Origin of the sequence: Thauera sp. 27, from assembly GCF_000310125.2 — a bacterium.
Classification (GTDB): Bacteria; Pseudomonadota; Gammaproteobacteria; order Burkholderiales; family Rhodocyclaceae; genus Thauera; species Thauera mechernichensis.
Map to the genome: position 1 here is coordinate 1 of NZ_AMXB01000052.1, position 25,354 is coordinate 25,354.

Genomic DNA, 25,354 nt, shown 5'->3' on the forward strand with positions numbered 1-25,354 from the left:
TCCCACGGCGGGCGATGCGCGCGGTGGTTTCCGGTAGGAGCGGCGCCAGCCGCGAGCTTTTGGTGAGGCGCCTTTGGCCATGTCGTCCTCAACCCCTCGCGGCTGGCGCCGCTCCTACACGGGGTGATGTGCAGGCGTTCGGGCGAGTCACCCGGCATTCACTCCAGCCCGGCCTTGCGCCGCAGGCTGCGCACATAAGCGGCGCCGTCGGGCGGGGTGCCTTTGCGCTGGGCTTCGAAGAGCATCTCGCCGAGCGCCTCCAGGGCGTCGTGGAGGGCGTCGTGGCGTTCGCCGCGGCGCTTGCAGGCGGCGTCGAAGGCGGCGCGGATGCCCGGCGGCTGGTCGATGGAGAGCTGCTCCTCGATCGCCAGGTGCAGCGACAGGTGCAGGAAAGGGTTGATCTGGCCGGCCTCGGGCGGGAAGTCGCGGTCGATCGCGTCCGGGTCCTCGACGATGGCGTGGTACTCGGGGTGGAGCGCGATGATGTCGGCGGCGATGGTTTCCATCGGCGTCAGCACTTCCTTGGCGCGCGCCTTGCGCCAGGTGTCGATGAAGAAGCTGCGCACCTGGTCGCGGCTGGGGTTGAACATGGCGGAGCGTCTCCGGTGGGGCGGGTCAGTCGGTCTTGTCGCGGCACAGGCACAGGTCGCGCACGCTGCATTGGGCGCAGCGCGGGCTGCGCGCGGTGCATACGTAGCGGCCGTGCAGGATCAGCCAGTGGTGAGCGTCGAGCAGGTAGTCCTTTGGTACGCGCCGCATCAAGGCCTTCTCCACCTCGACGACGTCCTTGCCGGGGGCGAGTCCGGTGCGGTTGGCGAGGCGGAAGATGTGAGTATCGACCGCCATCACCGGCTGGCGGAAGACGGTGTTGAGTACCACGTTGGCGGTCTTGCGGCCGACGCCGGGCAGGGCCTCCAGTGCTTCGCGCTCCGCTGGCACCTCACCGCCGTGGCGTTCCAGCAGCAGACGCGACAGGGCGAGGGTGTTCTTCGCCTTGTTGCGGAACAGGCCGATGGTCTTGATGCAGTCGGCAATGCCTTCTTCGCCGAGCGTGACCATGGCCTCTGGCGTCGGCGCGAGCGCGAACAGCTTGCGGGTGGCGATGTTGACGCTGCGATCGGTGGCCTGGGCGGACAGCACCACGGCCACCAGCAGCTGGTAGGGCGAGGCGTACTCGAGCTCGGTCTGCGGCTCGGGGTTGGCGGCGTGCAGGCGGCGGAAGAACTCGCGGATCGCCTCGCGCTTCATCAGCGCCATCGCTTCAGCCTGCGGCAACCGCCTCGCCGTCGTCCTCTGCCCTGGTTGCAGGCGCGGGTGCGGTGGGCGGTGGCTGGCGCCGTGCGCGGGCGGCGAGACGGGCGTTGATGACGTTGAAGACGGCGATCAGCACGCCGAGCGCGAAGAAGGCGCCGGGCGGCAGGATGGCGATCAGGAAGCCGGGGTAGTCGTCGCCGAACACCGACCACGCGCTGGCGCCGGGGATGATCATTTCGATGCCCGAGAACAGGGTGCCGGCGCCGAGCAGTTCGCGCAGGCCGCCGAGCAGGGCGAGCACCCATACCAGGCCGATACCCATCATGATGCCGTCCACCGTGGACGTGAGCGGGTCGTTCTTGGCCGCGTAGGCCTCGACGCGGGCGAGCACGATGCAGTTGGTGACGATGAGCGGAATGAAGATGCCCAGCACCAGGTAGAGGTCGTGGAAGTAGGCGTTGAAGGCGAGATCCACCATCGTCACCAGGGCGGCGATGATGAGGATGAAGACCGGGATGCGGATCTCGTAGGGTACGAAATTGCGCAGCCCCGACACCGCGAGGTTGGCGACGGTCATCACCAGCACGGTGGCGATGCCCAGGCTCACCGCGTTGACCATGGTGGTGCTGATGGCGAGGATCGGACACAGGCCTAGCAACTGGGCGAGGCCTGGGTTCTGCTTCCACAGGCCGTTCCAGGAAATGTCGCGGAACTGTTGCGGGCTCATTGCGTGTCTCCGAGCAGGCCGCCTGCGGGGGCGGCGAAGAGCGCGTCCATGCGCTGCGCGGCGAAGGCGGCGCTGCGGCCGGCGGCGCGCGTGACCGCACGCGCGCTGATGGTGGCGCCGGCCCGATAGTCGAAGCTGCCGCCATCCTTGCGCACCGTCCATGCCGCGGTGTCGACTTCGGCCCAGGTCGCGCCGGTGAACTGGGCGATCCAGGGCGCGTCCTTGCGGCGGTCCTTGCGCGGGTCGATATAGTCGCCCAGGCCCGGGGTTTCCTTGTGTTCGGTGACGCGTACGCCGCTCAGGCGGCCGTCGCGATGCACCGCGACCACCAGGCCGATGCGGCCGGCGTAGCCGTCGCTTGCGGCGCCCTCGATGATCAGTGCGACCGGCTCGCCCGCCTTGCGTGCGCGCCACACCCGTCCGCCGGCGTCCATGCCGATCTGCGGCGCGGGCCCGAAGCGCACGTAGTCGTCGAGCAGGGCGTTGTCGTAGCTGCCCGGCGGCAGCACTTCGGCAAGCAGGCGCATCTGCGCCTCCTGCCGGGAGGCCTCGATCGCAGGCCGTGTGACCTGGAAGGTGGAGGCCATGAGCGCGGTGAACGCGAGCGTAAACAGCAGCATGATGCCGCCGGTGCGCAGCGAGGTGCGGGTGGCTGTGTAGCGGCCGCTCATGGGCGCCTCTCCCCGGTCCGGACGCTTTCCCCGGCCTCATTGCGGTGGCCGAACACGCGTGGTTGCGTCTTCATGTCGAGCAGCGGCACGCACATGTTCATCAGCAGCACGGCGAAGGCGATGCCGTCGGGGTAGGCGCCGAAGCTGCGGATCAGCCACACGATGAGCGCGATGCCAGCCGCGAACACGAGCTTGCCGCGCGGCGTGGTGGCGCCCGAGACGGGGTCGGTGATGATGAAGAAGGCGGCGAGCAGGGTGCCGCCGCTGGCGAGGTGGAACAGCGGCGAAGCGAACTGGCCGGGCGCGATCAGCCAGAACAGGCCGGACACCACCACCAGCGTGCCGAGGAAGGCGGCAGGCATGTGCCAGGTGATGATCCGCGTGGCGAGCAGCAGCGCGCCGCCGGCGAGGTAGCCGAGGCCGACCCATTCCCATTCGCGCCCGCCGGCCATGCCGAAGGCCGGCCCCTGCAGCACCGACTGCACGCTCGCACCATCGGCGCGCAGCCCTGTGCGCAGGGCGTCGAGCGCGGTGGCGCCGGTGATGGCGTCGAGTTCGCGCGCGCTGCCGAGGATCAGGCCCAGCTGGGTGTCGAAGGCGAGCGCGCCCGCGGCCGGCCACTGCGACATCAGTGCCGGGAAGGCGACGATCATCGTGCAGTAGGCGACCATGGCCGGGTTGAACGGGTTCTGGCCGAGGCCGCCGTAGATGTGCTTGACCGCGACGATAGCCACCAGCACGGCCGCTACGGTGAGCCACCAGGGGGCGATTGCGGGCAGGCTGAGGGCGACCAGCCAGGCGGTGACCACGGCGGACAGGTCGCCCAGCGCGATGCCGACGGGCCGCTTGCGCAGCGCCAGCACGAGTGCTTCTGCCGCCAGCGCGGTAAGGGTGGCAAGCGCAAGGTTGACCAGGATGCCGGTGCCGATCTTCCAGGCGTAGAGCGCGACGGCGGGCAGCAGCGCGAGCAGTACGAGGCCCATCGTGCGCTGCACGCTGACCTGTTTGCGGACGTAAGGGGAGTGGATCATGTACGGCTCAGTTCCTGGACTCGGCGTCTACTGCCACGGTGGCGGCCGGTGTGTCCGCGCCCGGCGTCGCATCGGCGGCCGGCGCGGTGACGGCTGCCGCCAGGCGGCGGGCTTCGATGTCGGCTATCTCGGCCAGCTTGTCGGCGCTGAGATTGTCGGTGTTCTGCGGCTTGACTTCGGCCTTCTGCGCCTGGGCGCGCGCCAGTGCAGCAGCGATGAGGGCCTTCTTGGGGTCTTCGCCGGGCTCGGCCGCCGTCTTTGGCGCTGGCGCTTCGCCGCCTTCGGCAAGCTTGGCGCGCGTCTCCGCGGCCTTCGCAGCGAGCTTGGCGGCCTTCTCGGCCTTCTCGCGTTCCTGGCGGAAGTTGCGGAACTCGAAACGTTCGCGTGCCTGATCGGCGGCGGATTTGTCGCGCTCGCGCGCCCAGATCTCGCTCTTGGAGAAGCGGAAGTAGTCGACCAGCGGGATATGCGACGGGCACACGTAGGCGCAGCAGCCGCATTCTATGCAGTCGAATAGGTTGTATTCCTGCGCCTTGCCGAAGTTCTTCGAGCGTCCGAACCAGTACAGCTCGAAGGGCTGCAGCTCGGCCGGGCAGGCCTTGGCGCATTCGGTGCAGCGGATGCAGGGCTGCTCGGGCGGCGGCGGCGGGAACAGCGTGGGCGAGGCCGAGATGATGCAGTTGCTGCCCTTGACGATGGGTACATCCAGGCGTGGCAGGGCGAAGCCCATCATGGGGCCGCCCATGATGCTGCGGTCGGTATCCGGCTTCGGGCGCGCCAGCTGGAGCAGTTCCTCGATGGGGGTGCCGATCAGCACCTCCCAGTTGCCTGCGTCCTCGACGTTGCCGGTGAGCGTGACGATGCGGCTCAGCAGCGGCTCACCATGGGCAATGGCGCGATACACGGCATGTGCGGTGCCGACGTTGAAGCACTGCACGCCGTAGTCTCCACCCAGCTTGCCGTAGGGGATCTCGATGCCTGTGAGTACGCGGATGAGCTGCTTCTCGCCGCCCGCCGGATACAGCGAGGGGATGGGCACGATGCGCACGCCGTGCCCCGATGCGGCGGCGGCGTCCTGCATGGCGGCGATGGCTTCGGGCTTGTTGTCCTCGATGCCGACCACCATTTCGCGTGCGCCGATGAGCTCGCGCAGGATGACGGCGCCGGCCAGGATGTCGGCGGCGCGCTCGCGCATGAGGCGGTCGTCGCAGGTGATCCAGGGTTCGCATTCGCCGCCGTTGAGGATCAGCGTCTCGATGCCTGCGCCCTTGCCGAGCTTGACGTGGCTGGGGAAGGTGGCGCCGCCCATGCCGACGATGCCGCATGCGCGCAGCCAGGCGAGCGACTCGTCGCGGCTGGCGCCGTGGTAGTCGAAGGGAGCGTGCTCGATCCAGCGCTCCTCGCCGTCGGGCTCGATGACCACGCAACGGGTCTGCAGGGCCGAGGCGTGCGCCATGGTGTGGGGCGCGATGTCGACCACGGTACCCGAAGTCGGTGCATGCACTGCTGTGCCCAGGAAGCCTTCCGGCTCGCCGATGCACTGCCCCTTGAGTACCTTCTGGCCGATCTCGACGATACAGGTGGCGGTGGCGCGCGTGCTCTGGCGCAGGGGCACGATCAGCCGCGCAGGCAGAGGCGCACGCCGGATCGGTGCCTTGGCCGATTCATCCTTGTGGGCAGCGGGCTTGATGCCGCCATGGAACTTGAACAGGCGCCCGATCATGCCGCCTTCCTGATTTCGACCACGGGGTATTTCCATTTCCAGGTCTGCACGGTCTCGGCGATTGGCACCATGGCGATGCAGTCGACCGGGCAGGGGGCGACGCACAGCTCGCAGCCGGTGCACAGCGGTTCGACCACGGTGTGCATCTGCTTGGCTGCGCCGACGATGGCGTCTACCGGGCAGGCCTGGATGCACAGCGTGCAGCCGATGCAGGTCTGCTCGTCGATGACGGCGACAGCCTTGGGCTTCTCGATGCCATGCTCTTCGGACAGCGGTTTGAACTCGCGGCCGAGCAGGTCGGCGAGCTTGCGCACGCCTTCATCACCGCCGGGCGGGCACTGGTTGATGTCGGCCTCGCCGTTGGCGATGGCCTGGGCGTAGGGCTTGCAGCCGGGGAAGCCGCACTGGCCACACTGGGTCTGCGGCAGTATGGCGTCGATCTTCTCGACCAGCGGGTCGCCTTCGACGCGGAAACGGATCGCGGCGTAGCCGAGCGCGGCACCGAGCACGATGGCGATGCCGGCCATGACGAGGAGGGCTGTGATCATGCGCGTGCAGTCCTCAGTGGAAGCGGTCGAGGCCGGCAAAGCCCATGAAGGCGAGGCTCATGAAGCCTGCAGTGATCATGGCGATGGCCGTACCCTTGAACGGCAGCGGTACGTCGGCGCCGTCCAGGCGCTCGCGGATGCCGGCGAACAGCACCAGCGCGAGCGTGAAGCCGACCGAGGAACCCAGGCCGAACAGCAGCGATTCGAGCAGGTCGTGGCGCAGGCCGACGTTGAGCAGCGGCACGCCGAGTACCGCACAGTTGGTGGTGATGAGGGGCAGATAGATGCCCAGCACCTGGTGCAGCAGCGGGCTGGTCTTCTGAATGACGAGCTCGGTGAGCTGGACGATGGCCGCGATGACGACGATGAACGATAGCGTGCGCAGGTATACGAGGTCGAGCGGCTGGAGCAGGTAGTGGTCGATCAGGTAGCTGGTGCCCGAGCCCAGGGTCAGCACGAAGGTGGTCGCGGCGCCCATGCCGATGGCGGTCTCGAGTTTCTTCGAGACGCCCATGAACGGACATAGCCCGAGAATGCGGACGAAGACGACGTTGTTCACCAGAACAGCGCCGATGACGATGAAGATGTAGCTTGTCATGATCCGCAGGCGGAAAGGAATCCCGCGATTATCCTCTGCAGCGCAGGGGGGCTCAACCCTGGCGTGCGCGTAGTCTTGTGGGGCAGCGGCGCTCGGCCTGGCCGTTCATCGCCACTCGGCGGGCGGCGGCGCGAGGCTGGCAGTGTGGAGTGTCCAGGTTCCGTTGCGGCGGTCGTCGAAGAAATGGCGCAGGCTCATCGAGATGGAGCGGAAGGCGATCTGCTCCCAGGGGATGTCTTCCTCGCGGAACAGGGCCACTTCGAGCGACTCCTCGCCCGGCTTGAAGCCGAGGTCGAGCAGGCGGGCGCGGTAGACCATGTGCACCTGGCTGATGTGGGGTACGTCGATCAAGGTGTAGAGTTCGCCCACCTCGATTCGCGCGCAGGCCTCTTCCAGTGTTTCGCGGGCGGCTGCCTGGGCGGTGGTTTCCTCGTTTTCCATGAACCCGGCGGGCAGGGTCCACATGCCGTAGCGCGGCTCGATGGCGCGCCGGCAGAGGAGGACGCGATCCTCCCAGACAGGGAGGGCGCCGACCACGATCTTGGGGTTCTGGTAGTGGATGGTGCCGCACTGCTCGCACACGTGGCGGGGCAGAGAGTCCCCGGGTGGGGTGCGGAAAGTGACGGCAGCGCCGCAGTTCGAGCAGAATTTCATGGTCGGCGACCTGTGGTTTTCACGGATTCTAGCGTGCTTTCGCTTGCCCTCCGGGGCGCAGGCAAGAAAGAATCATGCTTTGGTGTGGCACGCAGAGGCAAACCGGTGGCGCGCTCGCAGGCCTCCGTAACAGGACCATTCAAACCGGGGAGTGCATGGTACAGCCGATCGACATGAAGCGATTTGCGCAGCTCAAGGCGGCGGGGGAGTTGCCGTCGCCGCGCGGCGTTGCGATCGCCATCATCCGCCTTACCCAGTCGAACAACGTGTCGATGGCCGAGCTCGCACGCGTGATCAAGGGCGATCCCGCGTTCGTGGGGCGTCTGGTCAAGGCGGCCAATGGACTGGTGGCGGAGAACCGACGGGCGGTCGTCTCGGTCCAGGAGGCGCTGATGGTGCTCGGCCTGCCGGCGGTGCGCACGATGGCTCTCGGTTTTTCGCTGCTGTCGCATTACCGCAAGGGGGGCTGCGCCGGGTTCGACTACGGACACTTCTGGTCGTCCTCCCTGCTCATGGCCATCTCGATGCAGGCGCTGATGCTGCGCGTGCGCTTGGCTGCACCTGACGATGCTTTCAGTCTGGGGCTGCTCGCCCGTGTCGGCGAGCTCGCGCTTGCCACCCTTTATCCTGATGCGTTCTCGCGCCTGCTCAACGATATCGGTAGAAATCCGGGGCTCCAGCAGGTCAGTCTCGAGGACCAGGCGTTCGCCACCAACCACCGCGAACTCGGGGCGGCCATGCTGACGGACTGGGGGGTGCCCGATGTGCTGGTACAGCCGGTGCGCTTTCACGAGTGCCCCGAGGTGCCGGGCTATGCCGAGGGCTCGCGCGAGCACGGACTGGTCCAGTGTCTGGTGCTGTCGCGTGCGATCGCGCAACTCTGCCTCGCGGCGGAGAGCGAGCACGAGCGTCTGATGGGGCCGATGCTGAGGTTGTCCAGCCGGCTGGGGATTGGGCGCAGCGATTTCATTGCGTTGTGTGAGCGCGTGGGGCGGGAGTGGGGTGAGTGGGGCAAGCTGCTCCAGTTGCGTACCGAAGCCGCTCCGCGTTTTGGCGAGTTGGGTAATCGCGCTGCCGTGGCTGTCGGTGATCGCGGGGAGCCTGCCGGTTCGGGCGAGGCAGAGGAGGCCAGGCCCTTGAAGGCGCTGCTGCTCGTGCCTGAAGTACAGTGCCGCCATGCCCTGCGGGCAGCCCTCGAGGCTGCGGGGCTTGCGGTGTGCGAGGCGTCGTCGGCGCGGCTTGCGATCGAGATGGCGATCGACGTCCAGCCGCAACTCGTCTTCGTGCAGTGGCAGCGTGAGGCTGGGGACGAGGGGCAGGCCTTCGTGCGTGATCTGCATGACATGCGGCTGCGGCGCAGCCTGCAGGTCGTGGCGGTGCTGCCGGACAACGATGATGATGCGCTGCGCTGGTTGTCGGAAGCCGGCGCGGACGATTATCTCCTGTTGCCATTGGGGGGCGTGGCGCTCAAGGCGCGCCTGCAGGTATTGCTGAAAATGCTCGGCTTGCAGCTGGAACTGGAGCGCGAGCGCGAGGAATTGCGCAATTTTGCCGCTGAACTGGCGATCTCGAACCGTCGCCTCCAGGAGGCGGCGCTGACCGACCCGCTCACGGGCTTGCCGAACCGCCGCCACGCACTCGAGGCGATGCAGGTGGAGTGGGCGTCATCGATACGGCACTCGCGCACCTTGGCGGTGATGATCGTCGATCTGGACGAGCTCAAGGCGATCAACGATACCCATGGTCATGACGTCGGTGACATCGCGCTGCGCCAGGTGTCCGAAGTGTTGCGCCGGGCCCTGCGTGCACAGGACATCCTTTGCCGGATGGGGGGGGACGAGTTTCTCGTGATCTGCCCCGACACCGACCTCGCGGCCGTCGTGGTCGTGGCGCAGCGCCTGCGGGCTGCAGTCGAGGCCTTCGAGCCCGAGACGGGCGGCCCGCAGCTGCGGATGACGGTGAGCGTGGGTGTGGCGATCCGCGAGCCCGGAATGCAGGGCTTCAATAGCCTGGTCAAGCTCGCCGACCAGGGGGCTTATGCGGCCAAGGAGACCGGGCGCAACCGGGTCATTGCCTTGCAGGCGGCGGGCGCATGACGGATTCGATGGGGTTGCTGCCCGACACGCGCGCGCCCGAGCGCCAGGCGCCAAGACTGCTGATCGTCGATGACTGCGAGGACGATGCGCTACTGGTCGAGGCGGAGTTGGCGCGCCGAGGCATGCGGGTATCCTGGCGGCGCGTCGATGAGCCGGTGGACATGGCGGCTGCGCTCGCCGCCGATGAGTGGGACCTTGTGCTGTGTGATCAGGCCATGCCGGCCTTCGATTGCCGGCGTGCCTTGCAGGTGTTGCAGCGCAGTGGAAAGGATGTGCCGTTTGTCGTGCATTCGGGGAGCATGAGTGCAGGCGAGGGCGTGGGGGTGATGTACGAAGGCGCGCGTGACTATGTGCCGAAAGGGGACTTCGCCCGTCTGCTTGCCGTCATCGAGCGTGAGCGGCAGGCGCTCTCGGACCGCAGTGCGGTCAGGCACGCGGTACGCCGGATCCGCGAGCTGAGCTTGTTCGACCACGGCAGCATGCTGCCGAACAAGGTCAATTTTCTCGCTCGCGTGGCTGACTGGATGGCGTGTCGCCGTCGTGGCGCGGGGCGGGCGGCTGCGGCCATGTTCGTCATCGATGTCGACCAGTTCATGCGCGTCAATCTGGGTTACGGCTACGGTGCCGGTTCCGAAATCCTGCTCGAGCTCGGTCGCCGCCTCGCCGCGATCGTGCCCGCGCAGGGCGTGCTCGCGCGCCTCGAGGGCGACTTGTTCGGCGTGTTCGTTCCGGGCGTCGCAGATGAGGGGCAGGCCGAGTTCACTGCGCGCTGGTTGTTGCGCGCGGTGGATCGGCCGTTCGCGTCGCCGCGGGGAGCGCTGCGACTGACGGCGAGCGTCGGGATTGTCCTGTTCGACGATGCCGCGGACCAGGCAGCGGATGTGCTCACTCAGGCCGAGCTGGCGCTCGCCGAGTGCAAGCGTGCCGGCGGTAACCAGTTGCGCATACACGCTGCAGGCATGAGTCGGTCCTCGCTCGAGGCCTTTGCCCTCGAACTGGACCTGCGGGCTGCGCTCGAGCGCGAGGAGTTCAGGCTGCACTACCAGCCGATCGTCGGCGCATCCAGTTGTCACGCGCGCGGTGCCGAAGCCTTGCTGCGCTGGCAGCATCCTGAGCACGGCTTGCTGGAGCCCGATCGCTTCGTCCCGATAGCGGACCGGACCGGACTGATCGTCGACATTGGCGGCTGGGTGCTCGCCCAGGCCTGCCTGCAGGGCGCGCGCTGGCGCAAGGAGGGGGTCGAGGGCTTCGAGATGTCGGTCAATGTGTCCGCCGTACAGTTCGCGCGTCCCGGCCTGCTCGCGCAGGTGGAGTGTGCACTTGCCCAGAGCGGGTTTCCGCCGTCCGCGCTGATCCTGGAGATTACCGAGAGCTCGCTGATGAGTGACACCGGGCACGCCGAACAATGCCTGCGGGCATTGAAGACGCTTGGTGTGCGCATCGCCATTGACGACTTCGGGACCGGTTACTCTTCGCTTGCCTACCTGCGCCGACTGCCCATCGACGTGATCAAGATCGATCGCGAGCTGATCGGCGAGGTCGATCGCGACAATGATGCTGAAGCCATCGTGCGCGCAGCACTGGCGATGGCGCATAGCCTGCGCTTGAAGGTGGTTGCCGAAGGCGTCGAGACCGCCGCGCAGGAGATTCTGCTGCAGGCCTCATGCTGTGATTCGCTTCAGGGTTTCCGCTATGGACGGCCCGCGGTGCCGGCAGCATTCAGGTTTGGCTCGCTGACGCCGGACCGGTGAGTGCGGGCTCCTTGCCTTTGCCGGTGTTGCGGCGAAGCCACGATGGGGCGTGATCGAATTGGCAAAATCGCGATTTTCAGGCTTGATGTTGCTGAGAATTTACTTTAAGTTGCAAACACTCATCCCTGAAGGGGATTGGATTTCATGGATCGACCAGACTATCAGGCCGAGATCCGCGAACTGAACCTTGCCTACCTGATGCTTGCCCAGCAGATGCTGCGCGGAGATCGGGCGACGGCCTTGTTCAGGCTCGGCATCAGCGACGCGCTGGCGGACCTGATCGAATCGATGTCGGCGGCAAAACTTGTGCGAATGGCCAGCAGCCAGATGCTGTTGCCGTGTTTTCGCTTCGACGATGCGCAACTTGCCCGACTGATGGCTGGCGAGGGGCGCGACGCCGTCAGTGCTGGTTTGCACGCAGCGATCCTCGCGGCGGGCAAGGCAGCGGAAGAGGCGGCCTGAGGAGGCCTAGATGAAGAACAAGACAGTGATCGAGGAAGCCGAGGACGTCCGGCGCGCGGTCGAGATGGTCCAGCTTGGCGCGCGCATGCAGATGCTCGAGGTCGAGACTCGTCTCAGCCGCGAAAAGCTGCTTCGGATCTACAAGGAAGTGCGCGGTGTGTCGCCGCCCAAGGGCATGCTGCCGTTCTCGACGGACTGGTTCATGACCTGGCAGCCCAATGTGCACTCGTCGCTGTTCATGGGCTTTCATCGCTTCTTCGTCGAGCGTGCCGGTGTGCGTGGGCTGGATGCCATCCTCAAGTCGTACAACCTCTACCTCGACCACATCGAGAGCTCGGCCATGGAGCCGGTGCTGAGCTTGACTCGGGCGTGGACGCTGGTGCGCTTCTTCGATGCCGACCTGCTGCAACTCAGTACCTGCACCTGCTGCGGTGGACGCTTCGTCGGCCATGCGCATGACCCGGTGCAGGGCTATGTCTGCGGCTTGTGCAACATGCCGTCGCGGGCGGGTTCTTCGCGCAAGAAGGCCACGCGCAAGGCCGTGTCCCGCACGCGAGTGGCCGTATCGGCTTGAGACCGTGCCCGCTGGCGGGCATTCCGGATATGCTTCATGGGCCGCGCTGGTAACACGCGGCCCATGTTTTTTTGGTGCATGCCTGCCTGATCGTGCGAGCCGTTCAAGTTTCGCGAGGTCGCGCCGATAAGTCGGTCACAGGTCGCGAGCCGAAGGTCGGCAGGCGTGGCCATACGCCCTGGAGTCACTGGTGTTCCTGATCATTGGATACGTTGTCGTGCTGCTGGCGTCGCTTGGGACCTATGCGATGCATGGCGACCTGCTCGCCTTGTGGGTGCCGCTCGAGTATGTCGCGATCTTCGGCCTGATGATCGGCGGCTTCATCGCCGGCAATGGCCCGAAGGCAATCAAGGCGACGCTCAAGGGCTTGCCGATGGCGCTCAAGGGGTCGCCGTACAACAAGGCGCTTTACGTCGATCTGCTTGCCCTGTTGTTCGAGATCCTGGCCAAGGTACGCAAGGAGGGCCTGATGTCGATCGAGAACGACATCGAGAACCCTGACGCCAGCCCGATCTTTTCCAAGTATCCGAGCGTGACCGCCGATCACCATGTGGTCGAATTCATGACCGACTACCTGCGCATGATGGTGGGTGGCAACCTCAATGCGTTCGAGATCGAGAACCTGATGGACATGGAGATCGAGACTCACCACCAGGAGGCGCATACGGCGCCGCACGTGGTCGCCAAGGTTGCCGACGCGGTGCCAGCCTTCGGCATCGTGGTGGCGGTTATGGGGGTGGTCAACGTGATGGGCTCGGTGGGCCAGCCCCCTGCTGTGCTGGGCAAGATGATCGGCGGTGCGCTCGTCGGTACCTTCCTGGGGATTCTCGTGTCGTACGGCTTTGTCGCACCGCTTGCCGGCCAGCTCGAGCAGAAGGTCGAGGAAGGGGGCAAGATCTACCAAGTCATCAAGGTGGTGCTGCTGGCGAGCATGAACGGCTATGCGCCGCAGGTCGCGATCGAGTTCGGTCGCAAGGTGCTTTACTCGACCGACCGCCCGGGCTTTGTCGAGCTCGAGCAGGAAATCAAGAACCGGAAGGGTTGAGTCCTATGCCTTCATCGGGTTCCGTCCCGCCTGAGTACTCACGCCGTCTTCAGGTTGGCGTGGTCTGGAGCGCGTGATGAGCGACGATACCCAGCAGCCAATCGTCGTCAAGCGCATCAAGAAGGGGGGTGGAGGCCACCATGGCGGTGCATGGAAGATCGCCTATGCGGATTTCGTGACCGCGATGATGGCTTTCTTCCTGCTGATGTGGTTGCTCGGTTCGACGGCCCAGGGAGATCTCGAGGGCATTGCCGATCACTTCCAGAACCCGCTCAAGCTGGCCATGGCCGGGGGCGAGGGGACGGGGGACAGCTCGAGCATCATCAAGGGCGGTGGCGAGGATCTGTCGCGCAAGGTCGGCCAGGTGCGGCGCGGAGACACGCCTAGCACGCGTGCGATCAACGTTGATGCCGCGCGTGCGCGCGTGAAGACGCCGGACGAGATGCGTGCCGAGGAGGCCCTCGAGGCGGCCAAGCGCCGTGAGCGTGCGCGGATGATCGATCTGAAGGGCAAGCTGGAGGCAATCATCGAGGCCAACCCATCGTTGCGCCAGTTCAAGGAACAGATCCTGCTCGACATCATTTCGGAAGGGCTCAGGATACAGCTCGTCGATGCGCAGAACCGTCCGATGTTCACGTCGGCCAGCGCCAATCTGCGTCCATATACCCGCGAGCTGCTGCGCGAGATTGCACGCGCCCTCAATGATGTCGACAACCGCATCAGCATGTCGGGGCATACCGACTCCGCGCAGTATGCGGGCGGGGAGCGCGGGTTTTCGAACTGGGAGCTGTCGGCCGATCGTGCCAATGCAGCGCGCCGAGAGCTGGTCGCCGGCGGGCTCGAGCCGGGCAAGCTGGTGCGCGTGCTCGGACTTGCCGACACCGCGCACTTGAACCCGGATGATCCCCTGGACCCGGCCAACCGTCGCATCAGCATCGTCGTCCTGAACAAGGCAGCGGAGGAGGCGATGCGGGCGCCTGGGCGGCAGATCGAGGTCGAGGGGGCGGGTGCGCCCGGTGCTCGCGAGCCGGATGGAGGGGACGCTGTCGTCAGTGATATCTTTGGCGCGCCGCTGCGTTGATGCACTAACCTAAAGTTAATCGAGCTGTAGCCGATACATCTTTCAAGGCAGCCGGCGCGGCGGCCTAAACCCAACCGGAAAGCGGAACAAGACATGTCCGAACTGCTCAAGAATATCGACGCCCGTACCCGGCTTGCGGGAACGAACAAGCTCGAGATCCTGCTTTTTACGCTGGGTGTCGACGCGCGAACGGGCCGAAGGGAGACCTTCGGTATCAATGTCTTCAAGGTCCGCGAGGTGATGCGCACGCCGCAGATCACGGCGGCGCCGGAGATGCCCGACGCCGTTAAAGGCATGGTCAGCCTGCGTGGCGCCCTGGTGCCGGTGGTCGATCTGGGGCGATATGGCGGCATCAGTGACGACAGTCCGCGCGAGATCATGATCGTCACCGAATACAACGGCCATACCCAGGGTTTTCTGGTGGAGGCCGTGGATACCATCCTCAGGCTGGACTGGTCGCAGATGCGAGTCCCCCCGGAGATGCTCACGGCCAGGCTCGGGGGGCTGGTGACGGCTGTGACCGAGCTCGCCGATGGCCGTCTGGTCATGTTGCTCGACGTCGAGAAGGTGTTGTCCGAAACCTCGAACTATGACGACGATATCGAGTTCCGTGACATCCGTCCCTTCCCCGGGGCCGAGAATCACGTCGTGTACTTCGCCGATGACTCCTCCGTGGCGCGTCGGCAGATCACCCAGACCCTGGACGCGATGGGGGTGCGGTACGTGGGCTCCGTGAATGGCCGCCAGGCTTGGGAAGAGCTGAACAAGGCCGCCATGCAGGCCGAGGCGACCGGGCGCAAGGTATCCGACCTCGTGAGCCTGATACTGACCGACGTCGAGATGCCGGAGCTCGACGGCTACATGTTGACGCGCCAGATCAAGGCCGATCGGCGTTTCGCCGGCATTCCGGTGCTCATGCATTCGTCGCTGTCGGGGATGTCGAACCAGCAGCTCGGGCATTCCGTGGGGGTCGACGAGTACGTGCCGAAGTTCGAGCCAGTGAAGCTGGCCGAGACGCTGGTGCGTCTCATGCGGGCGGCGGACAAGGATCAGGCGGATTGAGGAGGCAACATGCGAGAGCTGCAGAACGAAGAGAACGCGCTGTTCGATACCGTCGAGAAGCGCACCAGCCTGGCGGGCTCGAACCGGATGGAGATCCTCCTGTTCTCGCTGGGCACCAATGAGCACTTCGGCATCAACGTGTTCAAGGTGCGCGAGGTTTCCCAGACGCCCTTCATCACGCGTACCCCCAACATGCCGGCCGGCGTCGAGGGCCTGATTTCGCTGCGCGGTAACGTGATTCCCGTGCTTTCCCTGGGGCGCATACTGGATCTCACCAAGCCCGGTGCCCCGCTGGGCGGGGCGATGATGGTGACCGAGTACAGCAAGCGCACGCTCGGGTTCCTGGTCGATTCGGTGGACCGCATCGTGCGGGTCGACTGGGAGAAGGTGCGGGCGCCGGAGAACGTATCGTCGTCCTCCCAGACCTTCATCACTGCGATTACCGAGCTTCCCGACGGTCGCCTGGTGTCGATCCTCGATGTCGAGACCATCCTCGCCAACACCTTTGGCGATGCGGTGGTCGGAAACATCGCGCCGATCAGCCATGGCCACGAATGCAGCGTCTTCTTCGTCGATGACTCCAGCGTGGCCCGGCGCAAGATCACCGAGGTCCTGGACAAGCTCGGTGTGCGGCACAAGCACGCGCAGAACGGCCTCGAGGCCTGGAACCGGCTGCAGGGCATCGCAACGCATGCGGACCAGGTTGGACGCCAGGTGATCGATGAGATCGACCTGATCCTGGTGGACGCAGAGATGCCGGAGATGGATGGCTACGTACTTACGCGCAACATCAAGGCGGACCACAGATTCAATGGCATTCCCGTCGTGATGCACTCGTCGCTGTCTTCGGACGCCAATCGCGCGATGGGCAAACGCGTCGGGGTCGACGCCTACGTGGCAAAATTCGACGCCGACGTGCTGGCCGAGACGATTCGGCCCATGTTGAATCGTGGCCGTCGCTGAACTAGAACGGCGCAGGCATAGAACCCCGGAGAACACAGAACATGGCCGACCCTAAAACCAAATTCCTTGTTGTCGACGACTTCTCGACGATGCGGCGCATTGTCCGCAATCTCCTCAAGGAGCTTGGATTCGCCAACGTCGACGAGGCAGAGGACGGTGCGGTTGCGCTGCAGAAGCTCAACAGCGGCTCTTTCGATTTCGTCGTGACAGACTGGAACATGCCCAACATGGACGGGCTGACCTTGCTCCAGACCATCCGGCGCACGCCGCACCTCAAGCACCTTCCCGTGCTGATGGTCACGGCCGAAGCCAAGAAGGAGAACATCATCGCCGCGGCACAGGCCGGCGCGAGCGGGTATGTCGTCAAGCCCTTCACGGCGGTGACCCTGGCCGAGAAGCTGGAGAAGATCTTCGAGAAGATGGGCCAGAACTCGGCGTGAGCGCCGCCTTCGGTTGGGAACGGAGCAAGACAGATGAGCAAGAAGTCGAAGATCGATGAGGCCGGTGATTCCGACGAGCTGCAGGCGCTGTTCGACAGCATTGCGGCTGAGCCGGTGGGGCGAGCTCGAAGCCCGTCGGTAGCGCGGCCCGTCGAGGCCAGTCCGCTTGGTGCGAGAGCCGATACCGGTGACAGTGACGAACTGCAGGCCTTGTTTGATGCCGTGGCCTCGCAGGCGGAGCACACCGCCGAGCCGGCTGCGCCCCAAGCGGCCGCCCCGGCAGCGGCCGCCAGCACCACGCACGCCCCGGTCGCAGAACAGGTCGAACCTGCCGTGGTGTTTACCCGCCTGGGGCAATTGACCCGGCAGGTTCACGACACCTTGCGCGAGTTGGGGCTGGAGGGCACCTTGCAGGAGGCGGCCGAGGCCATTCCCGACGTGCGTCAGCGACTGGCCTACATCGCCCAGATGACCGAGCAGTCTGCCAGCCGCGTTCTGAATGCGACCGATGTTGCTGCGCCGATCCAGTCCGCGCTTGCCAGCGGTGCCAATGCCTTGGGCGCGCGCTGGGATCGACTTTATGCCGGTGAGTTGTCGCCCGGCGAGTTCCGTGACTTGAGCGGTGACACGCGACGTTTCATCGCCGAGGTCGCGGCAGGCTCGCGTTCGACCAGCAAGCAGTTGCACGAAATCATGATGGCGCAGGACTTTCAGGATCTGACTGGACAGGTGATCAAGCGCGTGCTGGAGCTGGCGCAAATGCTCGAGAGCCAGCTCGTACAGGTCTTGATCGAAGCCACGCCACCGCAGGTCCGGGCCGAATGCAAGGCGAGCCTGCTCAACGGGCCGGTGATCGATGGGGTTGCGGGGGCGGACGTGCTGCATAACCAGTCCGAGGTGGACGACCTTCTCGAGAGCCTCGGGTTCTAAAGCGGACGGCCGGCTTTTATGGGCACAGGGTCCGGGTCAATGAAGAGCATAGGTGAGCCATGAGTGATTTCGCCGGAATGGAAGAGCTGCTGCAGGATTTTCTCGTCGAGGCCGAGGATCTGCTGTCCGGCGTGGACAACAAGCTGGTCGATCTGGAGCGGGCGCCGGACGATGTCGGCCTGCTCAACGAGATTTTCCGCGGTTTCCACACCATCAAGGGGGGTGCGGGTTTCCTCAACGCGGGCGAACTCGTCACGCTGTGCCATCTGACCGAGAGCCTCTTCGACAGGTTGCGCAATGGCGAACTGAAGGTGACGCCGGAACGCATGGACGTCATCCTTGCCGCGACGGCGTCGGTCCGCCAGATGTTCGGTGATCTCGAACGTGGCACCCAGCCGGCGCCGGCCGCCCCCGCGTTGATCGCGAAGCTGCGGGCCGCGGTTGACGGAGAGGACGGGGCCGAGGTGCGTGCAGCTGAGCCTGGACCTGCTGCTGCGGTGAAGGTGCCGCGGCAGGGTGAGCCTGATTGGGACGTTCTGTACGAGACCGTGACCGGCAAGGCGGTCGTGCCTGCCGCCAAGGCGCCTGCACCTGTAGCAGTGGAGACCGGCGCCGCCACGGTACGCACGGAGTCCGAGGATCCTGTCGTAAAGGCCGCGCTCGGGCGGCGTGCAACCGACGTGCCGGGGGCCAGTGGGCCGACGGGCAGGCGGGAAACGGAGCGGCAGCGCGACAACTCCATCCGCGTCGATACCGCGCGCCTCGACCAGGTGCTCAACCTGTCGGGGGAGATCGGCCTCACCAAGAACCGGCTCAATGCCTTGCGCAGCGACATCCTCAGCGGCCGTAACGACACCGAGACCCTGCATGCGCTTGACCTGGCCGTGAGCCAGCTGGACCTGCTGGTGTCGGATCTGCAGAACGCGGTCATGAAGACCCGCATGCAGCCGATTGGCCGCCTGTTCCAGAAGTATCCGCGCATTGCGCGCGATCTGGCGCGTAACCTGGGCAAGGACGTCGAACTGGTTCTGGTCGGCGAGGAGACGGAGATCGACAAGACGATGATCGAGGATCTCTCGGATCCGATCATCCACCTCGTTCGCAATGCAGTCGATCACGGTATCGAGGATGCGGAAGGGCGGGGGGCCGCCGGCAAGCCGCAGAAGTCCCTGGTCCGCCTCGAGGCACGCCAGGAAGGCGATCACATCGTCATCATGGTGGCAGATGATGGGCGCGGCATGGACGCCGAGCGACTGCGGGCCAAGGCCCTCCAGCGCGGCCTCATCACCGATGAGGAGGCGAGCACCATGGATGATCGCCAGAGTTACAACCTCATCTTCCTGCCTGGCTTTTCGATGGCCGACAAGGTGTCGGACGTTTCTGGGCGCGGCGTCGGCATGGATGTCGTGCGCACCAACATCCAGAAGCTGAACGGCACGATCGAGATCAAGTCCGAGCTTGGCAAGGGCACCACGCTCATCATCAACCTGCCGCTCACGCTGGCGATCCTGCCGGTGTTGCTGGTCCGGCTGGCCGATCAGCCTTTCGCGGTGCCACTGTCGATGGTGCGGGAGATCCTGCCGATCGTGCCCGACGCCATTCAGGATGTGGGTGGGCGTGCGACCATGGTTGTACGCGGCGAGGTTCTGCCGATCGTGCCGCTGTCGATGCTGTTGGGCTGGCCGCGTGAGCGCATACCTCAGTACGGGGTGTTGATGCAGGCTGCCGAGTGGTCCTTCATCCTTGCGGTCGACAGCTTTGCCGGGCGCGAGGATGCTGTGATCAAGTCGCTCGACGACTTCCGGCCCAAGGGCGTGGCCGGCGTCACGACGCTGTCCAACGGCCAGATCGTGCTGATCCTGGACATGAAGGAGTTGCTCGATGCGGCGGGTGACCGCCGGGGCATTTCGCGCAATGCGCTGATCGCCGACGTCGTCCCTGCGCTGACTTGAGCACGACGGGGCGCGCTTTGCAGCCGCCCCGTGCTAAGGCCTTTGAGCCTGTCAGGCGGTCAGTTCGAGCAGCGCTGAAAAAGCCTGCTCGAACTGCGCCAGGCCTTCCTGCTGCAGGCGCTCTCCGGCGGCCTCGAGGTCGATACCGGCGGCCGCCAGGGTCGCGAATTGCGCCTGAGCCTGGTCGAGTTCGAGTTCGAGGGTTGCCGCTGCCTTGCCATGGTCGCGCAGGGCGTCGAGCGTTGCATCAGGGAGCGTATTGACCGTCTCTGCACCGATCAGGGGTTCGACGTACAGCAGGTCGCTGTAGGCCGGGTTCTTCGTGCCTGTGCTCGCCCACAACATGTACTGCGGACGCGCACCGGCAGCACGCAGGTTCGCGAAACCCTCGCCGTGGAAGCGTGCGCGGTAGCGCTGGTAGGCGAGGCGGGCGAGTGCGACCGCGGTGCGTCCCGGACGGGCCGGGGTGTCCGCCGCAAGCGCTTCGAGCTGCTTGTCCACCAGCGTGTCGACGCGCGACAGGAACAGGCTTGCGACCGACATGACCGACCGCAGGTCGCCCCCTTGAGCATGCAGGCGCTCGAGGCCGCGGACGTATGCCTGGGCGACCGCATCGACATGGGTGAGCGAGAACATGAGGGTCACGTTCACGCTGATGCCGGCCGCAACCAGCTCCTCGATTGCCAGCAACCCGGCGCGGGTGGCTGGGACCTTGATCAACAGGTTCGGCCGGTTGACCGCAGCCTTCAGGCGCAGGCCGGCTGCCAGTGTCCCTGCCGCATCGTGTGCGAGTGCAGGCGACACCTCCAGGCTCACGTAGCCGGCCTCGCCGCCGCTGTCCCGGAAAAGGGGGGCAAGGAGATCGCAGGCACGCTGGACATCGGGAATCACGAGCCCCTCGTAGCGCGCTTCGGCGCTCATCGGCTGCTGCTTGAGCCTGGCCAGGTCGTCCTCGTAATACCGTCCCCCGGAAATCGCCTTGTGGAAGATAGCCGGATTCGTGGTGATGCCAGTGACGCCATCCTCGTTGATGAAGCGGGCAAGGTGGCCGTCGTTGAGCAGCGTGCGGGAGAGATTGTCGAGCCAGATCTGCTGGCCGAACTGACGTACCTGGAGCAGCGGATTCATCGATCTACCTGGGTGGTATGGGATTGGAGCAAGGGCCGGATCCGCGCTGCGGGCAGAGACGGCGCACGGCAGCCGGCATAGTGAAGCGGCATTGTGCCTCGAAACGGCCGCTCGGTGGAGCCACATGGCTGCACCGAGCGCTTCAGCTCGTTGCAAGTTCCAGGGGCCAGCCCAGACCGCGCATGACGCTGTGGAAGTCATCCGCCGGCGGCGCCATGATCTCCAGCGCAGTGTCCAGCACCGGGTGGCGCAGTGCCAGGCGTGTGCACGCCAGCAGCAGGCGATGGCTGTCGAACAGTTCGGTGAACAGCCGGTTGTGCCTGCCCTTGCCATAGGTGGCGTCACCGATGATCGGATGCGAGATGTGTTTGAGGTGACGGCGGATCTGATGACGGCGTCCGGTTTCGGGCGCGAGCTCCAGCAGCGCGTAGCGGCTGCTTGCATAGCGGTCGACCCGATGGGGCAGTTCGGCACAGGCCAGCCGCCTGAAGCGCGTGCGCGCATCGAGCGCAGTGCTAGTCACCTCGTCGCGCTCGAGGTCTTCGGGGTGCTCATCGCGCTTACCTGCGCCCACGCCGCGATCGCGCTCGATGGCGTCTAGCCGGCGTGCCAGCGGGTGGTCGATCAGGCCTGCCTGTGCTGGATGGCCACGGACGATGGCGAGGTAGCGTTTGTCGACCGTGCGGGTCTCGAACTGTGCGCCCAGCCGAGCGGCCACCGTGCGGTCGAGGGCGAACAGCAGCACACCGGATGTGCCACGGTCGAGGCGATGCGCCGGGTAGACACGCTGGCCGATCTGGTCCCTCAGGAGCTGAACGGCGAAGCGCGCCTCCTGGGCGGCAATCGGGCTTCTGTGCACGAGCAGTCCCGAGGGTTTGTCGATGGCGATGAGCCATTCGTCGCGGTAGAGCACCTGGAGCATGGTCGGGGCGCCTTGTCGGGGGGCGTAAAGCAAGAAAGCGACCCGGTGGGGTCGCTTTCGGTGAGGCAGGCCCGGCTGCAACCGGGCGGCTGGGGATCAGGCGAAGTTCTTCGCGGCGAATTCCCAGTTGGCCAGCTTGTCGAGGAAGGTGGCAACGAAGTCCGGGCGGCGGTTGCGGTAGTCGATGTAGTAGGCATGCTCCCATACGTCGATACAGAGCAGGGCGGTGTCGCCGGTCGTCAGCGGGGTGCCGGCGGCGCCCATGTTGACGATGTCCACCGAGCCGTCGGCCTTCTTCACCAGCCAGGTCCAGCCAGAGCCGAAGTTGCCGACTGCCGAGGCCTGGAAGGCCTTCTTGAAGTCTTCGAACGAGCCCCACTTGGCCTTGATGGCGTCAGCCAGCGCGCCAGTCGGCTCGCCACCGCCGTTGGGTGCCATGCTGTTCCAGAAGAAGGTGTGGTTCCAGACCTGGGCCGAGTTGTTGTAGATGCCGCCGGCCGGCGCCTTCTTGACGATGGCCTCGAGGTCGAGGTTCTCGTACTCGGTGCCCTTGATCAGGTTGTTCAGGTTGGTGACGTAGGCCTGGTGGTGCTTGCCGTAGTGGAACTCCAGCGTTTCCGCGGAGATGTGCGGAGCGAGGGCATCCTTGGCGTAAGGCAGGGCGGGCAGAGTGTGTTCCATGGAGTTTCTCCTGTATTCGATTTGTCCGTCGGCGGCATTAAACCAGGACCATTTTAGTCTGGTTTGCTGCGTGCTGACAATGCTGGGCCCGGAATGTTAAGCCTATCCGCGGGTTTGCGGAACAGGTCGTGTCGGGGGCCGCAGGGTCGGCCAAGCGGGTGAAGCTGGCCGATGATGGCTGCGAGCACCTGTTTCGACCTCAATCAGTCGTCCTGGTGCCCGGTGACGCGGGTGGCGAGGCTGCCGTGGGCAAGTTGCACGCTTACGGTCGCGCCGTCGGGCACTTCGGCAGCATGGCGGAGGACGCGGCCCTGCGTGTCGCGTGCGATCGCGTAGCCGCGCTCGAGCACGGCTTCAGGGGCCAGGTGCTGCAGGCTTGCCGCGAGGGCTTCGGTGCGCTGGCGCTGATGGGTCAAAAGGTGCTGCAGGCTGCGCCGCAATCGGTGCGCGAGTGCGTCCATTGTGCGCTGGTCCTGCGCCAGCCGTGGTACCGCCGCGCGCAGGCGCGCGCCCACATGCTCTGCATGCAAGCGGTCGAACGCCAGGCGCCGCCTCATGGCGTCGCTCAGGCGCTGGCCCAGGCCCTGCAGGCTCTTGGCCTTGTCGGCCATGCGCGCACGTGGGTGCTTGAGCTGCAAGGCGGCACGGTCGAGGCGCTGGCCGAGCGCTTCAAGTCGCCGAATCATGGCGCGCTGCAGCTGGACATCGAGTCCGGGCAGGGTCGAACGCATCGCATGCCACCCTTCGGTGACGAGTTCGGCGGCGCCGGTCGGAGTCGGGGCACGCAGGTCGGCTGCGAAGTCGGCGATGGTCACATCGGTTTCGTGGCCGACCCCGCACACCACCGGTAGGCGACTGGCCCGCAGGGCGCGCGCGAGCGTCTCGTCGTTGAACGCCCATAGATCCTCGATACTGCCGCCGCCGCGCACCAGCAGCACGACGTCGATCGACGCTTGCGCAGCATGCGCGGCGGCAGCGTCGAGTGCCGCGAGCAGGCCGGGGCCGGCATCCGGTCCCTGGACGGGGGTCGGGAAGACAATGATCGGCACATGGGGGGCTCGCCGTCGCAAGGTGATGATTACGTCGCGCAGGGCGGCGGCCTGGGCCGATGTGACCACTCCGATTGCCCGCGGCAGACGAGGCAGGGGGCGCCGCCCGGCGGCGTCGAAGAGGCCCTCCGCGGCGAGCTTCTCCTTGAGACGGTTGAAGGCCTCGAACAGGCTGCCGATGCCGGCGGGGCGCAGGCTCTCGATGTTGAGCTGGTAGTCGCCGCGGGCTTCGTAGAGCGTGACCAGCGCGCGGGCTTCCACACGCATGCCGTTCTGCGGCCGGAAGGCTAGCAGCTGGGCCTTGTTGCGCCACATTGCGCAGCGCACCTGGGCATTCGCGTCCTTCAGGGTGAAATAGAGGTGGCCCGATGCAGCGCGGGTCAGGTTGGAGATTTCTCCGCCAACCCACAGTAGCGGCAGCGCGGTTTCCAGTGCCTCGCGAGCGAGGCGGTTGAGGGCGCTCACGCTCAGCACAGCAGTGCTCGTCTGCTCGATTCCAGTGGGCCGTGAAACCGGCGTTGCGTAGGGGAAAGTCATGGAGGGATTCTAGCGGAATCCACAGTCTTCAGGCCTTGTCAAGACTCGTGCTGCAAGTGCTTGACGGGAAAGGGGTTTGTTGTTAAGTCACTGATTTTATTGTGTTTAATATGTTGCACAATTTTGCATCGGAGTGAAGAAATGCCTGTAGCGGTAGGCTTTTCGGCCCGCTTTCACGAAATGTCCACAAACTTATCCACAGCTTTTGTGGATTCATTGGGGTGGCCCGTGAAAGGCCGGGCTGCTTGCTGCATGCGGGCGTCAGCGCTAGAGTTCCGCCTTTGCCCGCAAGAGGTTGCTCCGCGTGTTCGCAATCATTCAGGCCGTCGGCTGGCCCATCTGGCCCCTGATCCTCGCTTCGGTGATTGCGGTCGCGCTGATCATCGAGCGTTCCATCACCTTGCGTCGCGCTCGCGTCGTGCCTGCCGGCCTGCTCGACAACGTGCTCAATGATCTGCAGCAGGACGGCGCGTCTGCGGCGATGATCGAGCGTGTTGCGCTCCATTCGCCATTGGGACGAGTGCTGGCCGCAGGCTTGCGCAACGTCAATAGTCCGCGCGAGATGATGAAGGAATCGATCGAGGAGACCGGCCGCGCGGTTGTGCACGAACTCGAGCGCTTCCTGACCACCCTCGGCACCATTGCCGCCATCAGCCCGCTGATGGGGCTGCTCGGTACCATCATCGGCATGATCGACATCTTCGCTTCGCAGGGCGTCAGCGGGGCCAATCCAGCGCAGCTCGCCCAGGGCATCTCGATTGCGCTGTACACGACCGGCCTCGGACTGATCATCGCGATCCCGGCGATGATCTTCTGGCGGCATTTCCGTGCGCTCATCGACAGTTTCGTGATCGACATGGAGCAGCAGGCGATCAAGCTTGTCGAGGTGGCACATGGCGAGCGGCGGGCCTGACGGAGTGCCGGCATGAACTTTCGCCGTGGCAGCCGCAACGAGGAGCCGGAGATCAACATGATTCCGCTCATCGATGTCGTCCTGGTGATCATCATCTTCCTGATGCTGACGACGACCTTCTCGAAGGTGTCGGGGCTCGAGGTCAACCTGCCCACCGCCGAGTCGGAGGGCAGTGAGGTCGTCGCACGCGAGATCATCGTCGCAGTAACGGCAACGGGGGAGATCGTCGTCAACCGCCTGCCGGTCGCCGACCGCAGCATCGAGGCGATTGCGGCCGCCCTTGGCAAGGCCGTGCCTGGAGAGCCTGGCGATCCGCCCGTGGTGGTCATCAATGCCGACGCGAAGGCGACCCACCAGAGTGTGGTGGACGTCATGCAGGCAGCCCAGCGCGCCGGGCTGCCGCACATCACCTTCGCCACCCAGGCGCCCGCGCAGTGAGCGCGTGAGCATGGCCGCGCGCGCGCCAGACTTCTGGCGGGGCCGCGGTCCCGTCGCGTGCGCGCTGCGGCCGCTGTCGGCGCTGTTCGGTGCGCTCGCGCGTCGGCGGCGCGCGCGCGTGCGC

26 protein-coding genes are annotated in these 25,354 nt (G+C 65.7%); 13 read left to right on the forward strand and 13 right to left on the reverse strand.

All coding sequences use genetic code 11. The features are described 5' to 3' along the window. Positions 1 to 158: 158 nt before the first annotated feature. The 9 genes from B447_RS19580 to B447_RS19620 all read right to left on the reverse strand — a co-directional run bounded on the left by B447_RS19580 (position 159) and on the right by B447_RS19620 (position 7,206). Entirely contained in the window at positions 159 to 590 is a 432-nt protein-coding gene (locus tag B447_RS19580; RefSeq protein ID WP_002944736.1) for a DUF1841 family protein, read from the reverse strand. Positions 591 to 615: 25 nt separating this feature from the next. Then, on the reverse strand, positions 616 to 1,248 hold the full coding sequence (nth, locus tag B447_RS19585) for an endonuclease III (RefSeq protein WP_002927763.1): 633 nt from the start codon (positions 1,246 to 1,248) through the stop codon (positions 616 to 618). Between the two features lie 13 nt (positions 1,249 to 1,261). Next, positions 1,262 to 1,981 carry an electron transport complex subunit E gene (locus B447_RS19590; RefSeq protein WP_002944738.1) on the reverse strand — a complete coding sequence of 240 codons (720 nt, stop codon included), beginning with the start codon at positions 1,979 to 1,981 and terminating at the stop codon, positions 1,262 to 1,264. Next, positions 1,978 to 2,652, reverse strand: coding sequence for an RnfABCDGE type electron transport complex subunit G (locus B447_RS19595; protein ID WP_002944740.1), 675 nt, complete (start codon positions 2,650 to 2,652; stop codon positions 1,978 to 1,980). Before B447_RS19595 ends, B447_RS19590 begins: the two co-directional genes overlap by 4 nt. Further along, a complete protein-coding gene (locus tag B447_RS19600; RefSeq protein WP_002944741.1) occupies positions 2,649 to 3,683 on the reverse strand; it encodes an RnfABCDGE type electron transport complex subunit D in 1,035 nt (344 codons plus the stop codon). The genes B447_RS19595 and B447_RS19600 overlap by 4 nt, the downstream gene beginning before the upstream one ends. A gap of 7 nt (positions 3,684 to 3,690) precedes the next feature. Beyond that, positions 3,691 to 5,406 (reverse strand): electron transport complex subunit RsxC, encoded by a 1,716-nt coding sequence (gene rsxC, locus B447_RS19605; RefSeq protein WP_002927756.1) that lies wholly within the window; start codon positions 5,404 to 5,406, stop codon positions 3,691 to 3,693. Continuing rightward, a complete protein-coding gene (gene rsxB, locus B447_RS19610) occupies positions 5,403 to 5,954 on the reverse strand; it encodes an electron transport complex subunit RsxB (protein WP_002927753.1) in 552 nt (183 codons plus the stop codon). The genes rsxC and rsxB overlap by 4 nt, the downstream gene beginning before the upstream one ends. 13 nt (positions 5,955 to 5,967) lie before the next feature. Beyond that, the gene (gene rsxA, locus B447_RS19615) at positions 5,968 to 6,552 is read right to left on the reverse strand and encodes an electron transport complex subunit RsxA (RefSeq protein WP_002927750.1); all 585 of its coding nucleotides are present in this window, start codon (positions 6,550 to 6,552) and stop codon (positions 5,968 to 5,970) included. 105 nt (positions 6,553 to 6,657) lie between these two features. Next, entirely contained in the window at positions 6,658 to 7,206 is a 549-nt protein-coding gene (locus B447_RS19620; protein WP_083485748.1) for an NUDIX hydrolase, read from the reverse strand. 155 nt (positions 7,207 to 7,361) lie between these two features. Between B447_RS19620 and B447_RS19625 the strand changes: the two genes are divergently transcribed. The 11 genes from B447_RS19625 (at position 7,362) to B447_RS19675 (ending at position 19,562) form a co-directional block, all read left to right on the forward strand. After that, the gene (locus B447_RS19625; protein ID WP_002944744.1) at positions 7,362 to 9,302 is read left to right on the forward strand and encodes a sensor domain-containing diguanylate cyclase; all 1,941 of its coding nucleotides are present in this window, start codon (positions 7,362 to 7,364) and stop codon (positions 9,300 to 9,302) included. Continuing rightward, the gene (locus tag B447_RS19630) at positions 9,299 to 11,053 is read left to right on the forward strand and encodes a putative bifunctional diguanylate cyclase/phosphodiesterase (protein ID WP_002944745.1); all 1,755 of its coding nucleotides are present in this window, start codon (positions 9,299 to 9,301) and stop codon (positions 11,051 to 11,053) included. The genes B447_RS19625 and B447_RS19630 overlap by 4 nt, the downstream gene beginning before the upstream one ends. Positions 11,054 to 11,197: 144 nt before the next feature. Further along, the gene (gene flhD / locus B447_RS19635) at positions 11,198 to 11,515 is read left to right on the forward strand and encodes a flagellar transcriptional regulator FlhD (RefSeq protein ID WP_002927739.1); all 318 of its coding nucleotides are present in this window, start codon (positions 11,198 to 11,200) and stop codon (positions 11,513 to 11,515) included. 10 nt (positions 11,516 to 11,525) lie between these two features. Then, the gene (gene flhC / locus B447_RS19640; RefSeq protein ID WP_002927737.1) at positions 11,526 to 12,089 is read left to right on the forward strand and encodes a flagellar transcriptional regulator FlhC; all 564 of its coding nucleotides are present in this window, start codon (positions 11,526 to 11,528) and stop codon (positions 12,087 to 12,089) included. Positions 12,090 to 12,279: 190 nt separating this feature from the next. Beyond that, positions 12,280 to 13,134 carry a flagellar motor stator protein MotA gene (motA, locus tag B447_RS19645; protein WP_002944748.1) on the forward strand — a complete coding sequence of 285 codons (855 nt, stop codon included), beginning with the start codon at positions 12,280 to 12,282 and terminating at the stop codon, positions 13,132 to 13,134. A 76-nt stretch (positions 13,135 to 13,210) separates the two neighbouring features. Then, positions 13,211 to 14,215 carry a flagellar motor protein MotB gene (gene motB / locus B447_RS19650; protein WP_002927731.1) on the forward strand — a complete coding sequence of 335 codons (1,005 nt, stop codon included), beginning with the start codon at positions 13,211 to 13,213 and terminating at the stop codon, positions 14,213 to 14,215. Between the two features lie 93 nt (positions 14,216 to 14,308). Beyond that, on the forward strand, positions 14,309 to 15,277 hold the full coding sequence (locus tag B447_RS19655; RefSeq protein ID WP_002927729.1) for a chemotaxis protein: 969 nt from the start codon (positions 14,309 to 14,311) through the stop codon (positions 15,275 to 15,277). Between the two features lie 9 nt (positions 15,278 to 15,286). Then, on the forward strand, positions 15,287 to 16,240 hold the full coding sequence (locus B447_RS19660) for a chemotaxis protein (RefSeq protein WP_002927727.1): 954 nt from the start codon (positions 15,287 to 15,289) through the stop codon (positions 16,238 to 16,240). A gap of 41 nt (positions 16,241 to 16,281) precedes the next feature. Further along, positions 16,282 to 16,680: a chemotaxis response regulator CheY gene (gene cheY / locus B447_RS19665; protein ID WP_002927726.1), complete on the forward strand. Its 399-nt coding sequence runs from the start codon at positions 16,282 to 16,284 to the stop codon at positions 16,678 to 16,680. 33 nt (positions 16,681 to 16,713) lie between these two features. Then, entirely contained in the window at positions 16,714 to 17,610 is an 897-nt protein-coding gene (gene cheZ / locus B447_RS19670) for a protein phosphatase CheZ (RefSeq protein WP_002944753.1), read from the forward strand. Between the two features lie 59 nt (positions 17,611 to 17,669). Then, complete coding sequence (locus B447_RS19675; RefSeq protein WP_083491500.1) at positions 17,670 to 19,562, forward strand: chemotaxis protein CheA; 1,893 nt, start codon at positions 17,670 to 17,672, stop codon at positions 19,560 to 19,562. A 51-nt stretch (positions 19,563 to 19,613) separates the two neighbouring features. On the opposite strand, the gene tal is transcribed toward B447_RS19675, so the two are convergent. The 4 genes from tal to xseA all read right to left on the reverse strand — a co-directional run bounded on the left by tal (position 19,614) and on the right by xseA (position 23,816). Next, positions 19,614 to 20,690 (reverse strand): transaldolase, encoded by a 1,077-nt coding sequence (tal, locus tag B447_RS19680; protein WP_002944760.1) that lies wholly within the window; start codon positions 20,688 to 20,690, stop codon positions 19,614 to 19,616. Between the two features lie 142 nt (positions 20,691 to 20,832). Continuing rightward, positions 20,833 to 21,612 (reverse strand): pseudouridine synthase, encoded by a 780-nt coding sequence (locus tag B447_RS19685; RefSeq protein WP_002944762.1) that lies wholly within the window; start codon positions 21,610 to 21,612, stop codon positions 20,833 to 20,835. A 96-nt stretch (positions 21,613 to 21,708) separates the two neighbouring features. Continuing rightward, a complete protein-coding gene (locus B447_RS19690) occupies positions 21,709 to 22,293 on the reverse strand; it encodes a superoxide dismutase (RefSeq protein WP_002927715.1) in 585 nt (194 codons plus the stop codon). Positions 22,294 to 22,496: 203 nt separating this feature from the next. Then, the gene (xseA, locus tag B447_RS19695) at positions 22,497 to 23,816 is read right to left on the reverse strand and encodes an exodeoxyribonuclease VII large subunit (RefSeq protein WP_002944765.1); all 1,320 of its coding nucleotides are present in this window, start codon (positions 23,814 to 23,816) and stop codon (positions 22,497 to 22,499) included. 367 nt (positions 23,817 to 24,183) lie between these two features. Here xseA and B447_RS19700 point away from each other — a divergent pair, with 367 nt between their 5' ends. Together B447_RS19700 and B447_RS19705 are read left to right on the forward strand one after the other, a co-directional pair. Continuing rightward, entirely contained in the window at positions 24,184 to 24,792 is a 609-nt protein-coding gene (locus tag B447_RS19700) for a MotA/TolQ/ExbB proton channel family protein (protein WP_002927711.1), read from the forward strand. Between the two features lie 12 nt (positions 24,793 to 24,804). Next, on the forward strand, positions 24,805 to 25,230 hold the full coding sequence (locus B447_RS19705; RefSeq protein WP_002927707.1) for an ExbD/TolR family protein: 426 nt from the start codon (positions 24,805 to 24,807) through the stop codon (positions 25,228 to 25,230). Positions 25,231 to 25,354: the final 124 nt, after the last annotated feature.